This window comes from Pseudomonas yangonensis (assembly GCF_009932725.1).
Classification (GTDB): Bacteria; Pseudomonadota; Gammaproteobacteria; order Pseudomonadales; family Pseudomonadaceae; genus Aquipseudomonas; species Aquipseudomonas yangonensis.
This window is the reverse complement of sequence record NZ_BLJU01000002.1, coordinates 609090-626680: the sequence shown is the minus strand read 5'-3', so window position 1 is coordinate 626680 and position 17591 is coordinate 609090. Positions and strand designations below refer to the sequence as shown.

The window sequence follows — 17591 nt, the reverse complement described above, 5'->3', positions numbered from 1 at the left end:
TCAGCCGATGGTCAGCAGGCTGTCGCCCACCGCCACTGCATCACCGACCTTGACGTTGACGGCACCGACGGTGCCCGCCTTGAAGGCACGGATCTCGGTTTCCATCTTCATCGCTTCGAGAATGATCACCAGCTGGCCCTCCTCGACGGTCTGGCCGGGCTGCACCAGCACCTTGAAGATATTGCCGGCCAGTGGCGCCGCTTGCGGCTCGCCACCACCGGCCGCGACCGGAGCAGCCGCCGGCGCGGCGCTTACCGCCCCCCCGACAGGCTTGATGCCTTCGATATCACCGCCTTCGCTGACCTGCACCACGAACGACTTGCCGTTGACCTCGACGGTATAAACCTCGGGCTTGCCAGCTTCGCGAGCCGGCGCTTCCCTGCCGGTCGGCGCCGGCTCAAAGGCCGCCGGGTTGCCACGGTTTTCCAGGAATTTCAGGCCGATCTGCGGGAACAGCGCGTAGGTCAGCACGTCGTCGATCTCGTCGGCGGCCAGCTTGATACCCTTCTCCCGGGCGATGCCCTTGAGTTCGGCGGTCAGTTTGTCCATCTCGGCATCGAGCAGATCGGCGGGACGGCAGGTGATGGCCTCGCCACCGTCAAGCACACGCGCCTGCAGCTCGGCATTGAACGGCGCAGGCGCGGCGCCGTATTCGCCCTTGAGTACGCCGGCGGTTTCCTTGGTGATGGACTTGTAGCGCTCGCCGGTGAGCACGTTGATCACCGCCTGGGTGCCGACGATCTGCGAGGTTGGCGTTACCAGCGGGATGAAGCCGAGGTCTTCGCGCACGCGCGGAATCTCGGCCAGCACCTGATCGAACTTGTCCTGGGCGCCCTGCTCTTTGAGCTGGCTTTCCATGTTGGTAAGCATGCCGCCTGGCACCTGGGCGACCAGGATGCGCGAATCGACACCCTTGAGGTTGCCTTCGAATTTCGCGTACTTCTTGCGCACCTCGCGAAAGTAGGCGGCGATTTCCTCCAGCAGCTCCAGGTTGAGCCCGGTATCGCGCTCGGTGCCCTGGAACATGGCCACGACCGACTCGGTCGGCGAATGGCCATAGGTCATCGACAGCGAGGAAATGGCGGTGTCGACATTGTCGATACCGGCTTCAACTGCCTTGAGAATCGCCACGGACGACAGCCCGGCGGTGGCGTGGCACTGCATGTGAATCGGGATGGCCAGGCTGGCCTTCAGGCGCGAGACCAGTTCGAAGGCGGTGTAGGGGGTAAGGATGCCCGCCATGTCCTTGATGGCCACCGAGTCGGCGCCCATGTCTTCGATCTGCTTGGCCAGATCGACCCACATGTCCAGAGTGTGCACAGGGCTGGTGGTGTAGGAGATGGTGCCCTGGGCATGCTTGCCCTGCTGCTTGACGGCCTTGAGTGCGGTTTCCAGGTTGCGCGGATCGTTCATCGCATCGAACACGCGGAACACGTCGACGCCGTTGACCGCGGCACGCTCGACGAATTTCTCCACCACGTCGTCGGCGTAGTGGCGGTAGCCCAGCAGGTTCTGCCCGCGCAGGAGCATCTGCTGACGGGTGTTGGGCATGGCCTTCTTCAGTTCGCGGATGCGCTCCCAGGGGTCTTCGCCCAGATAACGGATACAGGCATCGAAGGTGGCGCCGCCCCAGGATTCCACCGACCAGAAGCCGACCTGATCGAGCTTGGCCGCGATCGGCAGCATGTCTTCCAGGCGCACTCGGGTGGCCAGGATGGATTGGTGGGCGTCACGCAGCACCACATCGGTGATCCCGAGTGCTTGTTTAACGGCAGTCATACAGGTACTCCCTCTGAACCTGATCAACCGCGACGGGCGCGGTGCTGGGCAATAGCGGATTGGATGGCGGCCAGCGTTTCTGCATCCGGCTTGTGGCTGGCCGGCTTGGCGCTGTGCGCTGGGGAAGAAACGGCGGGGGTTGGCGCGGGTGGAGCGAAGGTCGCGATCAGGCGCGACATCAGGCTGACCACACCCACCAACAACACCAGAAAGACAAACACGAAACCCATGCCGAACAGCATGAGTTCGACACCCTCGAGCAGGAGTTCACTGGGGGTCATCTTGGCTCCTTTGGCCAGCAGCTCGCGGGCTGCATTCATTATTGATCAGGAGCGCCCAGGGTCAGCGCCCGGGCAGAGCTGCCGAACCTTAGCCTGAAACAAGCGTTTGAAGCAAACACCGAACCGCCATTTATGTAGTGGCTTTTGCACACCCACTACCAAACAGGGGGCAAGGTTCTGCGAGACGGCGCTCAGGAGGCCGAGCGCACACCGGTATCAACCGCGGGCGCCAGCGCCAGCAGCTGCTTGAAATGACGGGTCTCATCGCCCGGAGTGCGCCCGAACAGCCGCTTGAATTCCCGGCTGAACTGCGACGGGCTTTCGTAGCCGACGCGCTGCGCCGCGCTGATCGCGCTCATGTCGTTGCGAATCATCAGCAGACGCGCCTGGTGCAGGCGTATGGCCTTGAGGTACTGCAAAGGCGAGCGGCTGGTCATCGCCTTGAAGTGCACATGGAAGGCCGGCACGCTCATGCTGGCGATCTCGGCCAGCGAGGGCACGTCGAGCGACTCCTGATAATCGCGGTGGATACGTTGCAACACGCGCGCGATACGACCGAAATGACTGTTCTGCGCAAGAGTCGCACGCAGTCCACTGCCCTGCTCCCCCTGCAGCACGCGAAAGACGATCTCGCGCATGATCGAGGGGCCGAGCAGACGCACTTCATCAGGGTCGGCCAGCGCTTCCAGCAGACGCAGCGTGGCGTCGCTCAGGCGTACATCCATCGGGCTGGAATAGAGCGTTGCCGGCTCGGCAGCCTGAGGCTCGTCCAGATCCATCACCAGCTCGGCCACCAGCAGCGGGTCGACCCGCAGCGCCACCCCCAACATGGGCTCTTCGGCACTGGCCTCGGTTTCGATGGAAAAAGGCAACGGCAGCGCCAGCACCAGATAATGCTGCGCATCGTAGACGTAGAGCGTGCCGTCGTGCAGCCCGCGTTTGCGCCCCTGGATCACGATGACGATGCTCGGCTCGTACAGCGCAGGCGTTACAGGCAGCGGCCGGTCGGAACGCATGAAGGTAACCCCGTCCAGTTGCGCCGCGGTGTAGCCTTCCTCGGGGGCGAGCCGCAGCATCAACTCGACCATACGCTGCTTCATGCTCTCGGGTGTCGTTGTCATGACTCGGGTATCGGCTCGGGCTGAACACTGGGGCATTTAAGAAGCATTCAATAGAAACAGGCAATATCCAAAGAGTAACCGGACTTAGCGACCATCCACCCCCCACCTAGCATGGAACCTCCCAACAACAGTGGAGATCGCCATGAGCAAGGTCATCCTCATCACTGGTGCCAGCAGCGGCATCGGCGAAGCCATCGCCCGCCACCTCGCCAGCCAGGGCCATCAGGTGGTACTCGGCGCCCGCCGCATCGAACGCCTGCAGGCACTGGTAGACGAACTGCAAGCGCAAGGTCAACGCGCCTCCTGCCGCACCCTCGACGTCAGCCAGCTATCCGATATGCAGGCCTTCGTCGAACGCGCCGAGGCACAGCACGGGCCGGTCGACGTCATCATCAACAACGCCGGTGTGATGCCGCTGTCACCGCTCAACGCCCTGAAGGTCGAGGAGTGGAACCGCATGATCGACGTCAACATACGCGGTGTCCTGCACGGCATCGCCGCCGCGCTGCCGGGCATGGAGCAACGCGGGCGCGGCCAGGTGATCAACATCGCCTCCATCGGTGCCCATGCCGTATCTCCGACCGCTGCGGTGTACTGCGCCACCAAGTACGCGGTCTGGGCCATTTCCGAGGGGCTGCGCCTGGAGAACGAGCGCATCCGCGTCACCACCATCTGCCCCGGCGTGGTCGAGTCCGAACTGGCCGACAGCATCACCGACGCCAGCGCCCGCGATGCGATGAAGGCCTTCCGCCGTATCGCCATCACACCGGACGCCATCGCCCGTGCGGTGGCCTATGCAGTCGAGCAGCCGGACGACGTCGATGTCAGCGAAGTCATCGTGCGCCCGACCGCCAGTCCTTATTGATGGAGGTGAATATGCCAGCGAAAAACAGCCTGGCGGTGCTGTTGATCAGCGGCGCCCTGCTACCCGGCGCGGCAAGCGCGGAAGCGGAAAGCCCACATCCCTACGTGGGCATGTGGGTAACGGACGATGGCCATGTCCGCCATGAGCTATTGGCCAACGGCCGTTATGACGAGGCACGTGGGAACCGCGAGAGCGCCTACCGGGGCAGCTACCGAGTCACCGGCAACCACATCGATTACGTCGACGACACCGGCTTTACCGCTGACGGTGAGTTCATCGACGACGTGCTCTACCACGGCGGCATGGTGCTGCGCCGCGAGAGCACTCCAACTGAGTAAGGCAACCCACCAGCCAAGGAAAGAAGCTTATGAACATGCAAAAAGCTGTCGCCGCGCTACTGCTCAGCGTATCGCTCTGCCTGCCGACCTGGGCAAGTGACAACACCGCGGCCAATCAGGCCCTGATTCAGAAAGCCTTCGATGATTGGCGCGCCGGCCAGGGCGGCATTTTCCAGTTGCTAGCCGATGATGCCGTCTGGGTCGTGGCCGGCAGCAGCCCTTACTCCGGGACTTACCGCACGCGCGAGGCGTTCATGGAAGATGCAGTCAAACCCATCACCGACAAACTGGCCACGCCCATCGTGCCCACAGTCCGCCAGATCGTGGCGCAGGGGCCTCACGTGGTCGTGCATTGGGATGGCCAGGCGACCGCCAAGGACGGCAGCCGCTACGAGAACAGCTACTCCTGGCATATGCAGCTGGAGAATGGCCGAATCACGCGGGTCACGGCCTTTCTCGATACCTGGCGACTGGTGCAGTTGATGGAGTGATCTAAAGGAGGAAGATCGAAGCCAGCCCCAGGAAGATGAAGAAGCCACCGCTATCGGTCATTGCGGTGATCATCACGCTTGCCCCCATGGCCGGATCACGTCCCAGGCGTGCCAGGGTCATGGGGATCAGCACTCCCATCAGCGCCGCCAGCAACAGATTGAGGGTCATCGCCGCAGTCATCACCACGCCCAGCGACCAGCTGCCGTATAGCGCATAGGCAATGGCACCGATCACCCCGCCCCAGAGAATGCCGTTGATCAGGGAAACCCCGAGCTCCTTGCGCAGCAGGCGCTTGGTATTACCGGTGCTGACCTGATCCAAGGCCATGGCGCGTACGATCATGGTGATCGTCTGGTTGCCGGAGTTACCACCGATCCCCGCAACGATGGGCATCAGCGCCGCCAACGCGACCAGTTTCTCGATCGAGTCTTCGAACAGGCCGATTACCCGCGAGGCGAGGAAGGCAGTCACCAGGTTGATCGCCAGCCAGGCCCAGCGGTTGCGTACCGACTTCCACACCGAGGCGAAGATATCTTCCTCCTCGCGCAGACCGGCCATGTTCAGCACTTCGCTTTCGCTTTCCTCACGGATCAGGTCGACCATCTCGTCGATGGTCAGACGGCCGATCAGCTTGCCGTTCTTGTCCACCACCGGCGCGGAGATAAGGTCGTAACGCTCGAACGCCTGGGCGGCATCGTAGCCGTCCTCATCGGGATGGAAGCTCACCGGATCGTCGGCCATGACTTCGCCGACCTGCTTCTCCGGATCATTGACCAGCAAGCGCTTGATCGGCAGCACGCCCTTGAGCACGCCGTCGTAATCGACCACGAACAGCTTGTCGGTATGCCCCGGCAACTCCTTGAGACGGCGCAGATAACGCAGCACCACTTCCAGGCTGACGTCCTCACGGATGGTGACCATCTCGAAGTCCATCAGCGCACCGACCTGATCTTCCTCGTAGGACAGAGCCGAACGCACACGCTCACGCTGCTGGGCGTCGAGCGACTCCATCAGCTCGTGCACAACGTCACGCGGCAGCTCAGGTGCCAGGTCGGCGAGTTCGTCGGCGTCCAGGTCCTTGGCCGCAGCGAGAATCTCGTGATCGTCCATGTCGGCGATCAGGGTTTCCCGCACTGCGTCGGATACTTCGAGCAGGATGTCGCCATCGCGCTCGGCCTTGACCAGCTGCCAGACGGTCAAACGCTCATCGAGCGGCAGGGCTTCGAGAATGTGGGCGATATCCGCGGGGTGCAGGTCGTCGAGCTTGCGCTGTAGCTCGGCTAGGTTCTGCCGATGAACCAGGCTCTCGACCCGATCGTGGTGCTGGCCTTCCTGACGATGGGTCAGGTCTTCGACCAGTTTGTGCCGATGCAGCAGTTCAATCACCTGGGCCAGGCGATCCTGCAAGCTCTCTTGCGGCTTTTTGGCTTCTACTTCAGTCATAGCGCGCTCCACCCCCAGTTGGCGGGCACGCCAAAGGGGATCAATCAGGTCTTACACGATTGTTCGAGGGGAGTATTGAGTAACTACTGGGTAAGTCCATGGTGGTATTCCACAAGCCCCGGCGGGGCTGACACGGCGAATGATAACACCGCCAAACAGCTTTGTACGTGACAAAAGCGCGGCAAGAACAACTGCTTGCATCGCAAACTTCAATCCCGCATGAAAACCTGGCTATGCGACGCCAGCCGTCAACGCCAGGACACCCTGGCATGGGCGAAAAAACGGTCTAACCTGAAACCTGCAACGTCATGGAGGACGATTCATGCAAGGAAGACACCTGGCAGCGCTATTGGCCGCTGCGCTTCTCTCCCCTATTGAAGACAGCTCGGCCGCCAGCGTGTTCCGCTGCGTGGATGCTGACGGCCATGTCACCTTCACCCGGCACGGCTGCAGCACCGATCAGGAACAGCATCTGCAGGATGCACGCAACCATACGCCCAGCAGCGGCAAACCCATCCCATTGGCCGACCCCGACAGGCGTCAGGCACGTGCGAGCGCGAGCTCCGGCGAACTGGTGATTGTCGGTCAGCAGGATGATGGCTGCGGCAATCTACTGAGCAGTAGCGAGAGGCGCCAGGCGATCATCCGCAAGGAAATCCGCCGCGGCATGAGCCGCGCCGACGTGGAAAGCAGCCTGGGCAAGCCGGACAGAGTGACGGCCAGCAATGGCCAGGAGCGCTACCACTATCGTGAAAAGCGCAAAGGCGGCAACAGCCGCCAGGTCAGCTTCGACGAAGCCGGCTGTGTGAAGAAATGACGCGCAAAGAAAAAGGGCCTGCATTGCTGCAGGCCCTTTGGGTATGGCGGACTCAGGAGGATTCGAACCTCCGACCGCTCGGTTCGTAGCCGAGTACTCTATCCAGCTGAGCTATGAGTCCACACGTTGGCGCTTTTAGACCAGATCACCACTGGTTGAAACATGACCTTGCATCGCTGCAGTGCCATTGAATATGGCGGACTCAGGAGGATTCGAACCTCCGACCGCTCGGTTCGTAGCCGAGTACTCTATCCAGCTGAGCTATGAGTCCGCTTGTTGGTGCTTTTATACCAGATCACCTCTGGTGATTCGCCAGCCCGGCTCACGCCCGACTCGCTGAATAATGGCGGAGAAGGGGGGATTCGAACCCCCGACACCCTTTTGAGGTGTACTCCCTTAGCAGGGGAGCGCCTTCGGCCACTCGGCCACCTCTCCGCAACACGGGGCGCATGATAAACATGTTTTCCCCGTTTGCAAACAAAAATTTGTAGAAAAATTAGTGGCTTGGTTCGTCACCCTTCTCTTTCTGAATACGCTGGTAGATTTCCTCACGGTGTACGGCAACCTCTTTCGGCGCATTGACACCAATACGCACCTGGTTACCTTTCACGCCCAACACGGTGACAGTCACATCATCACCGACCATCAGGGTCTCTCCGACCCGGCGAGTCAGAATCAGCATTCCTTTCTCCTTCACGGATTACATTTTTTCAGGACAACAGTCTGCAAAAAGAAAATGGTGCCGGCTCCCTGCTACCACAAGCCTGAAAGCCTCCACCCAAGTATTGACCAGCCCGCGCAGAAAGAAAGTTCCCGCGAATCGGTCAAAAAAACGAAAGGCGCGGAACCAGCCGCGCCTTTCGGATCAGATCAATCACTCACCCTGTCGGGCCGGAGCGTCCAGCTCGAAGGCAGTATGCAGAGCACGCACCGCCAGTTCCAGATACTTCTCCTCGATCACTACGGACACCTTGATCTCGGAGGTGGAGATCATCTGGATATTGATGGTCTCCTTGGCCAGCGCTTCGAACATGCGGCTGGCAACACCAGCATGGGAACGCATACCGACACCAACGATCGAAACCTTGGCGATGTTGGTATCGCCCACCACTTCACGGGCGCCCAGCTCGTCAGCGGTCTTCTGCAACACGCCCAGCGCGTTGTTGTAATCGTTGCGGTGCACGGTGAAGGTGAAATCGGTGGTGTTATCGTGCGAGACGTTCTGCACGATCATGTCCACCTCGATGTTGGCGGCGCTGATCGGGCCGAGAATCTTGAAGGCAATGCCGGGGATATCCGGTACCCCACGGATGGTCAGCTTGGCTTCGTCGCGATTGAAAGCGATGCCGGAAATGATCGGCTGTTCCATGGATTCCTCTTCATCAAGGGTAATGAGGGTGCCCGGCCCCTCCTGGAAGCTGTGCAGGACGCGCAGCGGGACGTTGTACTTGCCGGCGAACTCCACCGAGCGAATCTGCAGCACCTTGGAACCGAGGCTGGCCATTTCCAGCATCTCTTCGAAGGTGATCTTCTCCAAGCGCTGCGCCTTGGGCACCACGCGTGGATCGGTGGTGTAGACGCCATCGACGTCGGTGTAGATCTGGCACTCGTCGGCTTTCAGCGCCGCAGCCAGAGCCACGCCGGTGGTATCGGAACCGCCACGGCCGAGGGTGGTGATGCTGCCGTGTTCATCGACGCCCTGGAAACCGGCGACGACGACAACACGACCGGCCTTGAGGTCGGCGCGAATCTTCTGGTCATCGATCTGCAGAATGCGCGCCTTGTTGTAGGCGCTGTCAGTGAGGATGCGCACCTGGTTGCCGGTGTAGGACACCGCTGGCACACCGCGCTTGATCAGTGCCATGGCCAACAGCGCGATGGTCACCTGCTCACCGGTGGACACCATTACATCCAGTTCGCGCGGTACCGGCTCGCCGTCGGTGATCTGTTTGGCCAGATCGATCAGGCGGTTGGTTTCGCCACTCATGGCGGACACCACGACGACGATGTCGTCGCCTTTCTCGCGGAACTTCTTAACCTTCTCGGCCACCTGCTGGATACGCTCGACGGTGCCGACTGAGGTGCCCCCAAACTTCTGTACGATCAAAGCCATTTCAAAAAGCCGCCTGATTCCTCAAGGGCGCCCATTAAACCCGCATCGGGTCACACTGCCAAGGCCCGCCGGACGCACTGCGGGCCCCGCTTTCACGCTCTTTACGAAGCCTGCTCGACCAGGGTCGCGGCCAGGGCCAGGGCTTCATCCAGTTTGCCGGCATCGACGCCGCCGCCCTGGGCCATGTCGGGGCGACCGCCGCCCTTGCCGCCCACGGTCGCAGCGGCCTGACGCATCAGGTCACCGGCCTTGAGCTTGGCGGTCAGATCCTGGGTGACACCAGCGACCAGCACCACCTTGTCCTCGAACACGCCGCCGAGCAGAATCACCGCACTGCCCAGCTTGTTCTTGAGCTGGTCAACCAGCGCCAGCAGCGCCTTGCCGTCCAGGCCATCGATACGCGACGCCAGCACCTTGATGCCCTTGACGTCCACAGCCGAGCCGGCCAGGTCGTTGCCCGCAGCGCTGGCGGCCTTGGCCTTGAGCTGCTCCAGCTCCTTTTCCAGCTGGCGGTTACGCTCGATCAGCGCCGACAGTTTGTCGAGTACGTTGTCGCGGCTGCCTTTGACCAGGGAAGCGGCTTCCTTGAGCTGCTCTTCTGCGCCATTGAGGTACGCCAGCGCGGCTGCACCGGTGACCGCCTCGATACGACGCACGCCGGCCGCCACACCACCTTCGCTGACAATCTTGAACAGACCGATGTCGCCCGTGCGGGCCACGTGTGTACCGCCGCACAGCTCGACGGAGAAGTCACCGCCCATGCTCAGGACGCGCACCTGATCGCCGTACTTCTCGCCGAACAGCGCGGTCGCGCCCTTGGCCTTGGCGGTCTCGATGTCGGTGATTTCAGTCTCTACCGGCGTGTTCTCGCGCACCACGCGATTGACGATGTCCTCGAGCTGCTTGAGTTGCTCGGGTTTGATCGCCTCGAAGTGGCTGAAGTCGAAACGCAGGCGCTGACTGTTGACCAGCGAGCCCTTCTGCTGCACATGGTCGCCAAGCACCATACGCAGGGCTTCGTGCAGCAGGTGGGTCGCCGAGTGGTTCAGCGCAGTGGCCTGGCGCACCTCGGCCTCAACCTCGGCCTTGACGCTGGTACCGACGGAGAGGCCGCCCTTGGTGACCACGCCGTGGTGCAGGAAGGCGCCGCCAGCCTTGGTGGTGTCTCGCACGTCGAAACGCACGCCTGCACCTTCCAGATAGCCGCAGTCGCCGATCTGGCCACCGGACTCGGCGTAGAACGGGGTCTGATCCAGCACCACCACGCCCTCTTCGCCTTCAGCGAGGCTGTCGACCGCGGCACCGGCCTTGAACAGGGCGATGATCTTGCCGCTGCCGCTGGTGCCCTCGTAGCCGAGGAAGCGGGTGTCGGCGTCGACCTTCACCAGGGCGTTGTAATCCATGCCGAAGGCGCTGGCGGAACGGGCGCGCTCACGCTGCGCCTCCATCTCACGCTCGAAGCCTTCTTCGTCTACCGACAGTTCGCGCTCGCGGGCGATATCGGCGGTCAGGTCGACCGGGAAGCCGTAGGTGTCGTACAGCTTGAACACCACATCGCCAGGAATGACCGAGCCCTGCAGGCTGGCCAGATCCTGCTCGAGAATCTTCAGGCCCTGCTCCAGGGTCTTGGCGAACTGCTCTTCCTCGGTCTTCAGCACGCGCTCGATGTGCGCCTGCTGCTGCTTGAGCTCGGGGAAGGCATCGCCCATCTCGGCAACCAGCGCAGCGACGATCTGATAGAAGAAGCTGCCCTTGGCGCCCAGCTTGTTGCCGTGACGGCAGGCGCGACGCACGATGCGGCGCAGCACGTAGCCGCGACCTTCGTTGGACGGGGTCACGCCGTCGGCGATCAGGAAGCTGCAGGAGCGGATGTGGTCCGCCACCACTTTCAGCGAAGCCTGGCCCTCGTTGGTGCAGCCGATGGCCTTGGCCGAGGCGGCCAGCAGGTTCTGGAACAGGTCGATCTCGTAGTTCGAGTTGACGTGCTGCAACACCGCGCTGATGCGCTCCAGGCCCATGCCGGTGTCCACACTCGGCGCCGGCAGCGGGTGCAGCACGCCGTCCGCGGTGCGGTTGAACTGCATGAAGACGTTGTTCCAGATCTCGATGTAGCGGTCGCCATCTTCCTCCGGGCTGCCGGGTGGGCCGCCCCAGATGTGCTCGCCGTGATCGAAGAAGATCTCGGTGCAGGGGCCGCACGGGCCGGTATCGCCCATCGCCCAGAAGTTGTCGGACGCATAGGGCGCGCCCTTGTTGTCACCGATGCGGATCATGCGCTCGGTGGGGATGCCGACTTCCTTGGTCCAGATATCAAAGGCCTCGTCATCGGTGGCGTAGACGGTGACCCAGAGCTTTTCCTTGGGCAGGTTCAGCCACTTGTCGGAGGTCAGAAATTCCCAGGCGTAATGAATGGCATCGCGTTTGAAGTAGTCGCCGAAGCTGAAGTTGCCCAGCATCTCGAAGAAGGTATGGTGACGCGCGGTGTAACCGACGTTTTCCAGGTCGTTGTGCTTGCCGCCGGCACGCACGCACTTCTGGCTGGTGGTGGCGCGGGTGTAGGCGCGCTTTTCCAGGCCCAGGAAGCAGTCCTTGAACTGGTTCATGCCCGCGTTGGTGAACAGCAGGGTCGGGTCGTTCGCCGGGATCAGCGAGCTGGAAGCGACACGGGTGTGCCCTTTTTCTTCGAAGAAGCTCAGGAAGGCTTCACGGATTTCTGCGCTTTTCATAGGGATATCCACGGAATCAGGCGGCCACGGCAAAAGCCGGCGAGGCAGACAAAGTGAAAACGTAGCGAGCGAAGGTCAGGCAAGGCAAAAACCGGCGAAGAAGCGCAGTTTACGGGCTGTAAATGAGCATTCTGAGCCGGTTTTTAACGCAGCATGACCGAGCGCAGTAGTTTTCACGCAGTCTGCAAAGGGCCGCATTATATCGGGCCTACCGCGCGCGGCTAGTGCCTTTGTTGATAGCAGGCGCCTATCGGGCGCTGCGGTTGCGACTCAAAGCGAGCGAAAAACGGCAAAGGCTTCGATCACCTGCTCGATTTGCTCGGCGCTGACGTCCAGATGAGTGACCAGACGCAGGCGCGGCGCCGCGCTGACGGCGATGCCGCGTTCGGCCATGAAAGCCGTGATCTGTCCGGCGCGCTCGCCGAGCTGCACATAAACCATGTTGGTCTGCACCGGTTCGACGCTGTAGCCCAGTGCGGCCAGGCCCTCGCCCAGACGTGCGGCGTTGGCGTGATCCTCGGCCAGGCGCTCGACCTGATGTTGCAGGGCATAAAGCCCCGCCGCCGCCAATACGCCGGCCTGGCGCATGCCACCGCCGACCATCTTGCGCAGACGCCGCGCCTTGCCGATAAATTCCGCACTGCCACAGAGTACCGAACCGACCGGCGCACCGAGCCCCTTGGACAGGCACACCGAGACGGAATCGAAATGCCGGGTGATCTCCCGTGCCGGTACGCCCAGTTTGACAGCGGCGTTGTACAGCCGCGCGCCGTCCAGGTGCAGGCCCAGACCTCGGCGCTGCGTCAGCTCGCGGGCGGCAGCCAGGTAGTCGAGCGGCAGCACCTTGCCCTGCATGGTATTTTCCAGCGCCAGCAAACGGGTACGGGCGAAGTGGAAGTCGTCCTGCTTGATCGCCGCTTCGACCTTGGCCAGGTCCAGCGAGCCATCGGCCTCGCCGTCGATCGGCTGCGGCTGGATGGAGCCGAGCACCGCGGCTCCGCCGCCTTCGTATTTATAGGTATGCGCCTGCTGGCCGACGATGTATTCGTCACCGCGTTCGCAATGCGCCATCAGGCCCAGCAGGTTGCTCATGGTGCCGGTGGGCACGAACAGCGCAGCCTCGAAGCCTAGCTCCGTCGCCAACCAGGCTTCCAGGCGGTTCACCGTCGGGTCTTCACCGTACACATCGTCGCCCAGCCCGGCTGTCATCATGGCTTCGCGCATGGCGGCGGTGGGTTGGGTGACGGTGTCGCTACGCAGGTCGATCAGGGGCATGGCTGGCTTTCCGATTGATTGGCGAAAGGCCCATGCTAAAGAGGTCGCCCGAAGGGTGACAGATACAGTTGAGGGCAAAAATCGTGGGAGGCGCTTCAGCGGTGAACAAGAGGCCGCAGCGGCGCGGCTAGAGCCCCTCCCACAGCAGCATCACACCAAGCCGGCGCCGTCGTCGGGGACGATCAGGATGCCGGCACGCAGGCCGTTCTTGACCTTGGGATTGGGGAAGATGATGCGCGCGTCCTGCTCCTCCACTATCCAGCGGGTATCGGCGATATCCTCGGCGAGCAGGTAGCCAGGCTCCAGCTCGGTGAAGTTCTCGATATCCGTCGGCAGGTGCAGCTGGAAGCTGTCGCTGTGCTTGATGACTTCACGCGAAACCGAAAACAGCTGCATGCCATCGAGCGTGGGCTCGCCGCTGATCACCTCGCGCCCTTCGATCAGCGCATGCAGCGCGTTCTCCAGCAGATCGAGATTGACCAGTTCGTTCTGCCCGAAGGCACGGGCCTTGCCCAGCTCCAGGGTGAAGGCTTCGGCACCAAGCTGCGCGTAGGTGTAGGCGCTGAAGGTGGTCGAGGCCTTGTTCTGCAGCAGCACCGCCTCGATACCGGCGGCGCACAGACGCTCCAGCTCGCGGCGGGAATGCGCGCGTCCCTCCTGCCAGGGATAGAGGGCGAACTGCTCGATCTTCGAGGCTCGAATGGCAGTATGCAGATCGTAATGCAGGCGCGTGCGGCCGGTATCCTTGCCGAAGAAATTGACGGCCAGGTGCTCGAGGTCGCATGCCCTGATGGCCTCGAAGCCACTGGACTGCTCGTGACGGCCACTAAACAGGCGGTTGAGATCCTGCTCGACGTAGCGCTCGCCACGGCGCATGGCCTCGGGATTGCCGAACAGAAAGAGAATGCGTGCAGCCGGATGCAGCTCGTTGCGTGCAATGCGACGCAGCAGACGGTCGAGCAGTTCGATGGGGGCGGTTTCATTGCCGTGAATGCCGGCCGACAGCAGCAGGTCGAGACCATTGTCGCGCGCTGCAGGCGGGGTCACCTCCAGCGCACCTTCATCCAGCCAGCGCAGACGCGTGCCATCGGGCGTCAGTTGAATCTTCGCCGACGGCTCATGGCCGGCCAGGGTCAGTTCAAGCAATTTGCCGAGGGCAAGCATCGCACACTCCTCAGGGCTTAGTGATTGCAGTCCGGACCATGAACATGATCGTCCTCATCAGCCAGCGCCGGCTCCATCTCGAGCTGCAGGCTGACCAGGTTGGTCGCCTGCGGACGCAGCAGTAGGTTGGCGTACTCGGTATCGCCCTCCTCCACATCGACACCGATCAGCAACTGATCGCCAACGGCCTGGACCCACAGCTCCTTGCCCTGCCACACCACGGCGAAACGGCTGCAGGAGGTTTCCAGTTGGGTGCCGTCGTTATCTTCAAGAATCAGTTGCAGCGCGTCGCTCATAAAATCTCCGGGAGAGTTCTGAGGTGGATGTAACAAGCGACATCCACCCTGTGGGTCAGTTCAGTTGGAAAGGATAAACCGAGCCCAGTTTAAGGATCTGCGTCAGTTCATCCAATGCCGTGCGGCATTCGGTCAGCAATTGCGGGTCGGCCAGATCGGCTTCGCTCAGGCGGTCGCGATAGTGCTTGTCGACCCAGGCTACCAGGGTGTCGTGCAAGGCATCGCTCATCACCACGCCCGGATTGACCGCCGCCAGCTCCTGCTCGTTGAGCGCCACACGCAGGCGCAGGCAGGCCGGTCCACCACCGTTCTGCATGCTCTGTTTGAGGTCGAATACGCGCACCTCGCGAATTGGCCCGCCGCTAGTGGTCAGTTGCTGCAGATAGCGCCAGACACTGGCATTGTTGCGGCACTCTTCCGGCACGATCAGCAGCATGCCGCCATCGGCTCGACTCAGCAGCTGGCTGTTGAACAGATAGGAACGCACTGCATCCTGCACGCTGACGGCAGAGCCCGGCACGCACACCGCCTGGAAGTTGCCGCCACGCCGCGCCAGCTTGTCGCCCAGCTCCGCCAAGACCTCGTCGCTATCGAGGAAGGCGTCCTGGTGATAGAACAGCACCTCGCCGTTGCCCACGGCGATCACGTCGTTGTGGAACACACCCTGATCGATCACCGCCGGATTCTGCTGGGCATAGACCACGCCGGCCTCGCTCAGCCCATGCAGGCGCGCCACGGCCTGGCTGGCCTCCAGAGTCTGCCGCGCCGGGTAACGTGCCGGCGCCGGGTAACGGGTATCGAAGGCGCTGCGTCCATAGACGAAGAACTCGACCCCGGCATCGCCATAGCCCTTGCAGAAGCGCGTGTGATTGGCCGCACCCTCGTCACCGAACTGCGCCACGGCAGGCAGCGCCGGGTGATGAGCGAAGTGCGCCTGATTGGCGAACATCGCCTGCAACACGCGGCTGGTGGTCGGGTGCTCGATGCTGCGGTGGAACTTGCAGTTGAGATTGGCGGCGGTGAAGTGCACGCGCCCGTCCGCCGTGTCGGCGCTGGGACTGACAGTGCAGGAATTGGCCGTCCACATGCTCGATGCCGAGCAGCTTGCCACCAGCAGCGGCATGGCCTCGCGCGCTGCGCGCCGGATTACCTCGACGTCGCTGCCGGTGAAGCCCAGGCAGCGCAGCGCAGCGACATCCGGGCGCTCTTGCGGGGCCAGTACGCCCTGCTTGAAGCCCATGTCCATCAATGCCTTCATTTTCGCCAGGCCCTGCTTCGCCGCTTCCCGGGGGCTCGACACGGCCTGGCTGTTGCTCTGCGAGGCGACGTTGCCGTAAGACAGTCCACCGTAGTTGTGAGTCGGCCCGACCAGACCGTCAAAGTTCATCTCATAGGCAGCCATCACAGGGTCACTCCCGGGGTCAGAGTCGCGGGCAGGGCCAGGCTTTCACTCTCCAGCCCCGCCACCGGGTAGGCGCAATAGTCGGCGGCGTAGTAGGCACTGGCGCGGTGGTTGCCCGAGGCGCCGATACCGCCGAAGGGCGCAGTGCTGGCGGCCCCGGTGAGCTGCTTGTTCCAGTTGACGATGCCGGCGCGGCTATGCAGCCAGAATTGCTCGAAGCGCGCGCGCGAGTCGGACAGCAGCCCCGCAGCCAGGCCGTAAGCAGTGGCATTGGCTTCGGCAATGGCCGATTCGAAGCTGTCGTAGCGGATCACCTGTAGCAGGGGGCCGAAGAACTCCTCGTCGGGACGCTCGGCAAGCGATGTGACATCGAGGATGCCGGGCGTCAACAGCGCAGCGTCCGTCTCAGGCTGGGTCATTGCCAGCAGCGCCGTGGCGCCGCCAGCCACCAGGTTGTGCTGCGCCTGCATCAGCTGAGCGGCGGCCTGCAGGGAAATCACCGCGCCCATGAAAGGCGCCGGCTGCGCATCGAAGCGACCGACCCTGAGCTGTCCGGCAACCTGCACCAGGCGCGCCAGCAGGGTGTCGCCCCACTCCCCCTGCGGCACCAGCAGGCGACGGGCACAGGTGCAGCGCTGGCCGGCAGAGATGAATGCGGACTGGACGATGGTGTAGACCGCCGCATCGACATCGGCCACCTGATCGACGATCAGCGGGTTGTTACCGCCCATCTCCAGCGCCAGTATCTTGTCCGGGCGCCCGGCGAACTGGGCGTGCAGCAGATTGCCGGTGCGACTGGAGCCGGTGAAGAACAATCCGTCGATACCGGGGTGACCAGCCAGCGCCACGCCGGTTTCGCGCCCCCCCTGCAGCAGGCTGAGCACGCCCTCGGGCAGCCCGGCCTCGATCCAGCATTGCACGGTCAGCTCGGCCACCCTGGGCGTCAGCTCGCTAGGCTTGAACAGCACGCAGTTGCCGGCCAGCAATGCCGGTACGATGTGGCCGTTGGGCAGGTGACCCGGGAAGTTGTAGGGGCCGAATACCGCCACCACGCCATGTGGTTTATGCCGCAGCACAGCGGTGGCGTCGCCCAGCGGGCCGCTCTTCTCGCCGGTCCGCTCGCGATAGCTCTGGATGGAAATGGCGACCTTGCCCACCATGCTGTTCACTTCGGTGGCGGCTTCCCACAGCGGCTTGCCGGTCTCTTCACCGATCGCCCGCGCCACTTCGTCGGCACGCGTTTTCAGGCAGGCGGCGAAGCGTTCCAGCACGGCGATGCGGCCATCCAGCGAATGCGCCGCCCACAACGAGAAAGCGCCACGCGCAGCGGCAACGGCTGCATCGACCTGCGCTGCGGTGGCGCCCTGGCCCTGCCAGAGCACGGCCTGGCTGACCGGGTCGAGCGATTGCAGCGGCTCGCCCTGACCGGGCTGCCACTGACCTGCGATGTAATGAGTGTTCATCTTGTTCTACCACTCC

Annotated in this window: 16 protein-coding genes and 3 tRNA genes; 4 read left to right on the top strand and 15 right to left on the bottom strand. The window is 62.8% G+C overall.

Annotated elements, in window-relative coordinates:
- From oadA to GYB81_RS04635, 3 genes are all read right to left on the bottom strand, one after another.
- Entirely contained in the window at positions 1–1779 is a 1779-nt protein-coding gene (gene oadA, locus GYB81_RS04645; RefSeq protein ID WP_161866392.1) for a sodium-extruding oxaloacetate decarboxylase subunit alpha, read from the bottom strand.
- A 23-nt stretch (positions 1780–1802) separates the two neighbouring features.
- Entirely contained in the window at positions 1803–2060 is a 258-nt protein-coding gene (locus tag GYB81_RS04640) for an OadG family protein (protein WP_178101847.1), read from the bottom strand.
- A gap of 191 nt (positions 2061–2251) precedes the next feature.
- Positions 2252–3148 (bottom strand): AraC family transcriptional regulator, encoded by an 897-nt coding sequence (locus GYB81_RS04635; RefSeq protein WP_161866612.1) that lies wholly within the window; start codon positions 3146–3148, stop codon positions 2252–2254.
- 175 nt (positions 3149–3323) lie between these two features.
- Between GYB81_RS04635 and GYB81_RS04630 the strand changes: the two genes are divergently transcribed.
- The 3 genes from GYB81_RS04630 to GYB81_RS04620 are packed head-to-tail and all read left to right on the top strand — an operon-like array spanning position 3324 to position 4875.
- Positions 3324–4046: an SDR family oxidoreductase gene (locus GYB81_RS04630; protein WP_161866394.1), complete on the top strand. Its 723-nt coding sequence runs from the start codon at positions 3324–3326 to the stop codon at positions 4044–4046.
- Positions 4047–4057: 11 nt separating this feature from the next.
- Entirely contained in the window at positions 4058–4384 is a 327-nt protein-coding gene (locus GYB81_RS04625; protein WP_161866395.1) for an Atu4866 domain-containing protein, read from the top strand.
- Between the two features lie 29 nt (positions 4385–4413).
- Positions 4414–4875 carry a nuclear transport factor 2 family protein gene (locus tag GYB81_RS04620; protein ID WP_161866396.1) on the top strand — a complete coding sequence of 154 codons (462 nt, stop codon included), beginning with the start codon at positions 4414–4416 and terminating at the stop codon, positions 4873–4875.
- Position 4876: 1 nt separating this feature from the next.
- On the opposite strand, the gene mgtE is transcribed toward GYB81_RS04620, so the two are convergent.
- On the bottom strand, positions 4877–6319 hold the full coding sequence (mgtE, locus tag GYB81_RS04615; protein ID WP_161866397.1) for a magnesium transporter: 1443 nt from the start codon (positions 6317–6319) through the stop codon (positions 4877–4879).
- Between the two features lie 322 nt (positions 6320–6641).
- Here mgtE and GYB81_RS04610 point away from each other — a divergent pair, with 322 nt between their 5' ends.
- Positions 6642–7136, top strand: coding sequence for a DUF4124 domain-containing protein (locus GYB81_RS04610; RefSeq protein WP_161866398.1), 495 nt, complete (start codon positions 6642–6644; stop codon positions 7134–7136).
- Between the two features lie 44 nt (positions 7137–7180).
- Here GYB81_RS04610 and GYB81_RS04605 read toward each other — a convergent pair.
- The 11 genes from GYB81_RS04605 to astD all read right to left on the bottom strand — a co-directional run bounded on the left by GYB81_RS04605 (position 7181) and on the right by astD (position 17575).
- Positions 7181–7257: transfer RNA gene (locus tag GYB81_RS04605), tRNA-Arg, on the bottom strand.
- A gap of 73 nt (positions 7258–7330) precedes the next feature.
- Positions 7331–7407 (bottom strand) — tRNA-Arg (locus tag GYB81_RS04600).
- 73 nt (positions 7408–7480) lie between these two features.
- Positions 7481–7571 (bottom strand) — tRNA-Ser (locus GYB81_RS04595).
- Between the two features lie 61 nt (positions 7572–7632).
- Positions 7633–7818 carry a carbon storage regulator CsrA gene (csrA, locus tag GYB81_RS04590; protein ID WP_003244478.1) on the bottom strand — a complete coding sequence of 62 codons (186 nt, stop codon included), beginning with the start codon at positions 7816–7818 and terminating at the stop codon, positions 7633–7635.
- 192 nt (positions 7819–8010) lie between these two features.
- Positions 8011–9249, bottom strand: coding sequence for an aspartate kinase (locus GYB81_RS04585; RefSeq protein ID WP_161866399.1), 1239 nt, complete (start codon positions 9247–9249; stop codon positions 8011–8013).
- Between the two features lie 101 nt (positions 9250–9350).
- Entirely contained in the window at positions 9351–11975 is a 2625-nt protein-coding gene (alaS, locus tag GYB81_RS04580) for an alanine--tRNA ligase (RefSeq protein WP_161866400.1), read from the bottom strand.
- A 270-nt stretch (positions 11976–12245) separates the two neighbouring features.
- A complete protein-coding gene (gene ltaE / locus GYB81_RS04575; protein ID WP_161866401.1) occupies positions 12246–13250 on the bottom strand; it encodes a low-specificity L-threonine aldolase in 1005 nt (334 codons plus the stop codon).
- 150 nt (positions 13251–13400) lie between these two features.
- Positions 13401–14414, bottom strand: coding sequence for a succinylglutamate desuccinylase (astE, locus tag GYB81_RS04570; protein WP_161866402.1), 1014 nt, complete (start codon positions 14412–14414; stop codon positions 13401–13403).
- 17 nt (positions 14415–14431) lie between these two features.
- Positions 14432–14710 carry a topoisomerase II gene (locus tag GYB81_RS04565; protein WP_161866403.1) on the bottom strand — a complete coding sequence of 93 codons (279 nt, stop codon included), beginning with the start codon at positions 14708–14710 and terminating at the stop codon, positions 14432–14434.
- A gap of 55 nt (positions 14711–14765) precedes the next feature.
- Positions 14766–16112 carry an N-succinylarginine dihydrolase gene (gene astB / locus GYB81_RS04560; protein WP_161866404.1) on the bottom strand — a complete coding sequence of 449 codons (1347 nt, stop codon included), beginning with the start codon at positions 16110–16112 and terminating at the stop codon, positions 14766–14768.
- On the bottom strand, positions 16112–17575 hold the full coding sequence (astD, locus tag GYB81_RS04555; protein ID WP_161866405.1) for a succinylglutamate-semialdehyde dehydrogenase: 1464 nt from the start codon (positions 17573–17575) through the stop codon (positions 16112–16114). The genes astB and astD overlap by 1 nt, the downstream gene beginning before the upstream one ends.
- Between the last annotated feature and the right edge of the window lie 16 nt (positions 17576–17591).

Coding starts and splice junctions, on each gene's coding strand:
- GYB81_RS04585 (WP_161866399.1), bottom strand. CDS start 9,249: ATGGCTTTGATCGTACAGAAGTTTGGGGGCACCTCAGTCGGCACCGTC.
- astD (WP_161866405.1), bottom strand. CDS start 17,575: ATGAACACTCATTACATCGCAGGTCAGTGGCAGCCCGGTCAGGGCGAG.
- GYB81_RS04630 (WP_161866394.1), top strand. CDS start 3,324: ATGAGCAAGGTCATCCTCATCACTGGTGCCAGCAGCGGCATCGGCGAA.
- GYB81_RS04635 (WP_161866612.1), bottom strand. CDS start 3,148: ATGGTCGAGTTGATGCTGCGGCTCGCCCCCGAGGAAGGCTACACCGCG.
- ltaE (WP_161866401.1), bottom strand. CDS start 13,250: ATGCCCCTGATCGACCTGCGTAGCGACACCGTCACCCAACCCACCGCC.
- GYB81_RS04640 (WP_178101847.1), bottom strand. CDS start 2,060: ATGACCCCCAGTGAACTCCTGCTCGAGGGTGTCGAACTCATGCTGTTC.
- GYB81_RS04625 (WP_161866395.1), top strand. CDS start 4,058: ATGCCAGCGAAAAACAGCCTGGCGGTGCTGTTGATCAGCGGCGCCCTG.
- astB (WP_161866404.1), bottom strand. CDS start 16,112: ATGGCTGCCTATGAGATGAACTTTGACGGTCTGGTCGGGCCGACTCAC.
- alaS (WP_161866400.1), bottom strand. CDS start 11,975: ATGAAAAGCGCAGAAATCCGTGAAGCCTTCCTGAGCTTCTTCGAAGAA.
- astE (WP_161866402.1), bottom strand. CDS start 14,414: ATGCTTGCCCTCGGCAAATTGCTTGAACTGACCCTGGCCGGCCATGAG.
- GYB81_RS04610 (WP_161866398.1), top strand. CDS start 6,642: ATGCAAGGAAGACACCTGGCAGCGCTATTGGCCGCTGCGCTTCTCTCC.
- GYB81_RS04565 (WP_161866403.1), bottom strand. CDS start 14,710: ATGAGCGACGCGCTGCAACTGATTCTTGAAGATAACGACGGCACCCAA.
- oadA (WP_161866392.1), bottom strand. CDS start 1,779: ATGACTGCCGTTAAACAAGCACTCGGGATCACCGATGTGGTGCTGCGT.
- GYB81_RS04620 (WP_161866396.1), top strand. CDS start 4,414: ATGAACATGCAAAAAGCTGTCGCCGCGCTACTGCTCAGCGTATCGCTC.
- csrA (WP_003244478.1), bottom strand. CDS start 7,818: ATGCTGATTCTGACTCGCCGGGTCGGAGAGACCCTGATGGTCGGTGAT.
- mgtE (WP_161866397.1), bottom strand. CDS start 6,319: ATGACTGAAGTAGAAGCCAAAAAGCCGCAAGAGAGCTTGCAGGATCGC.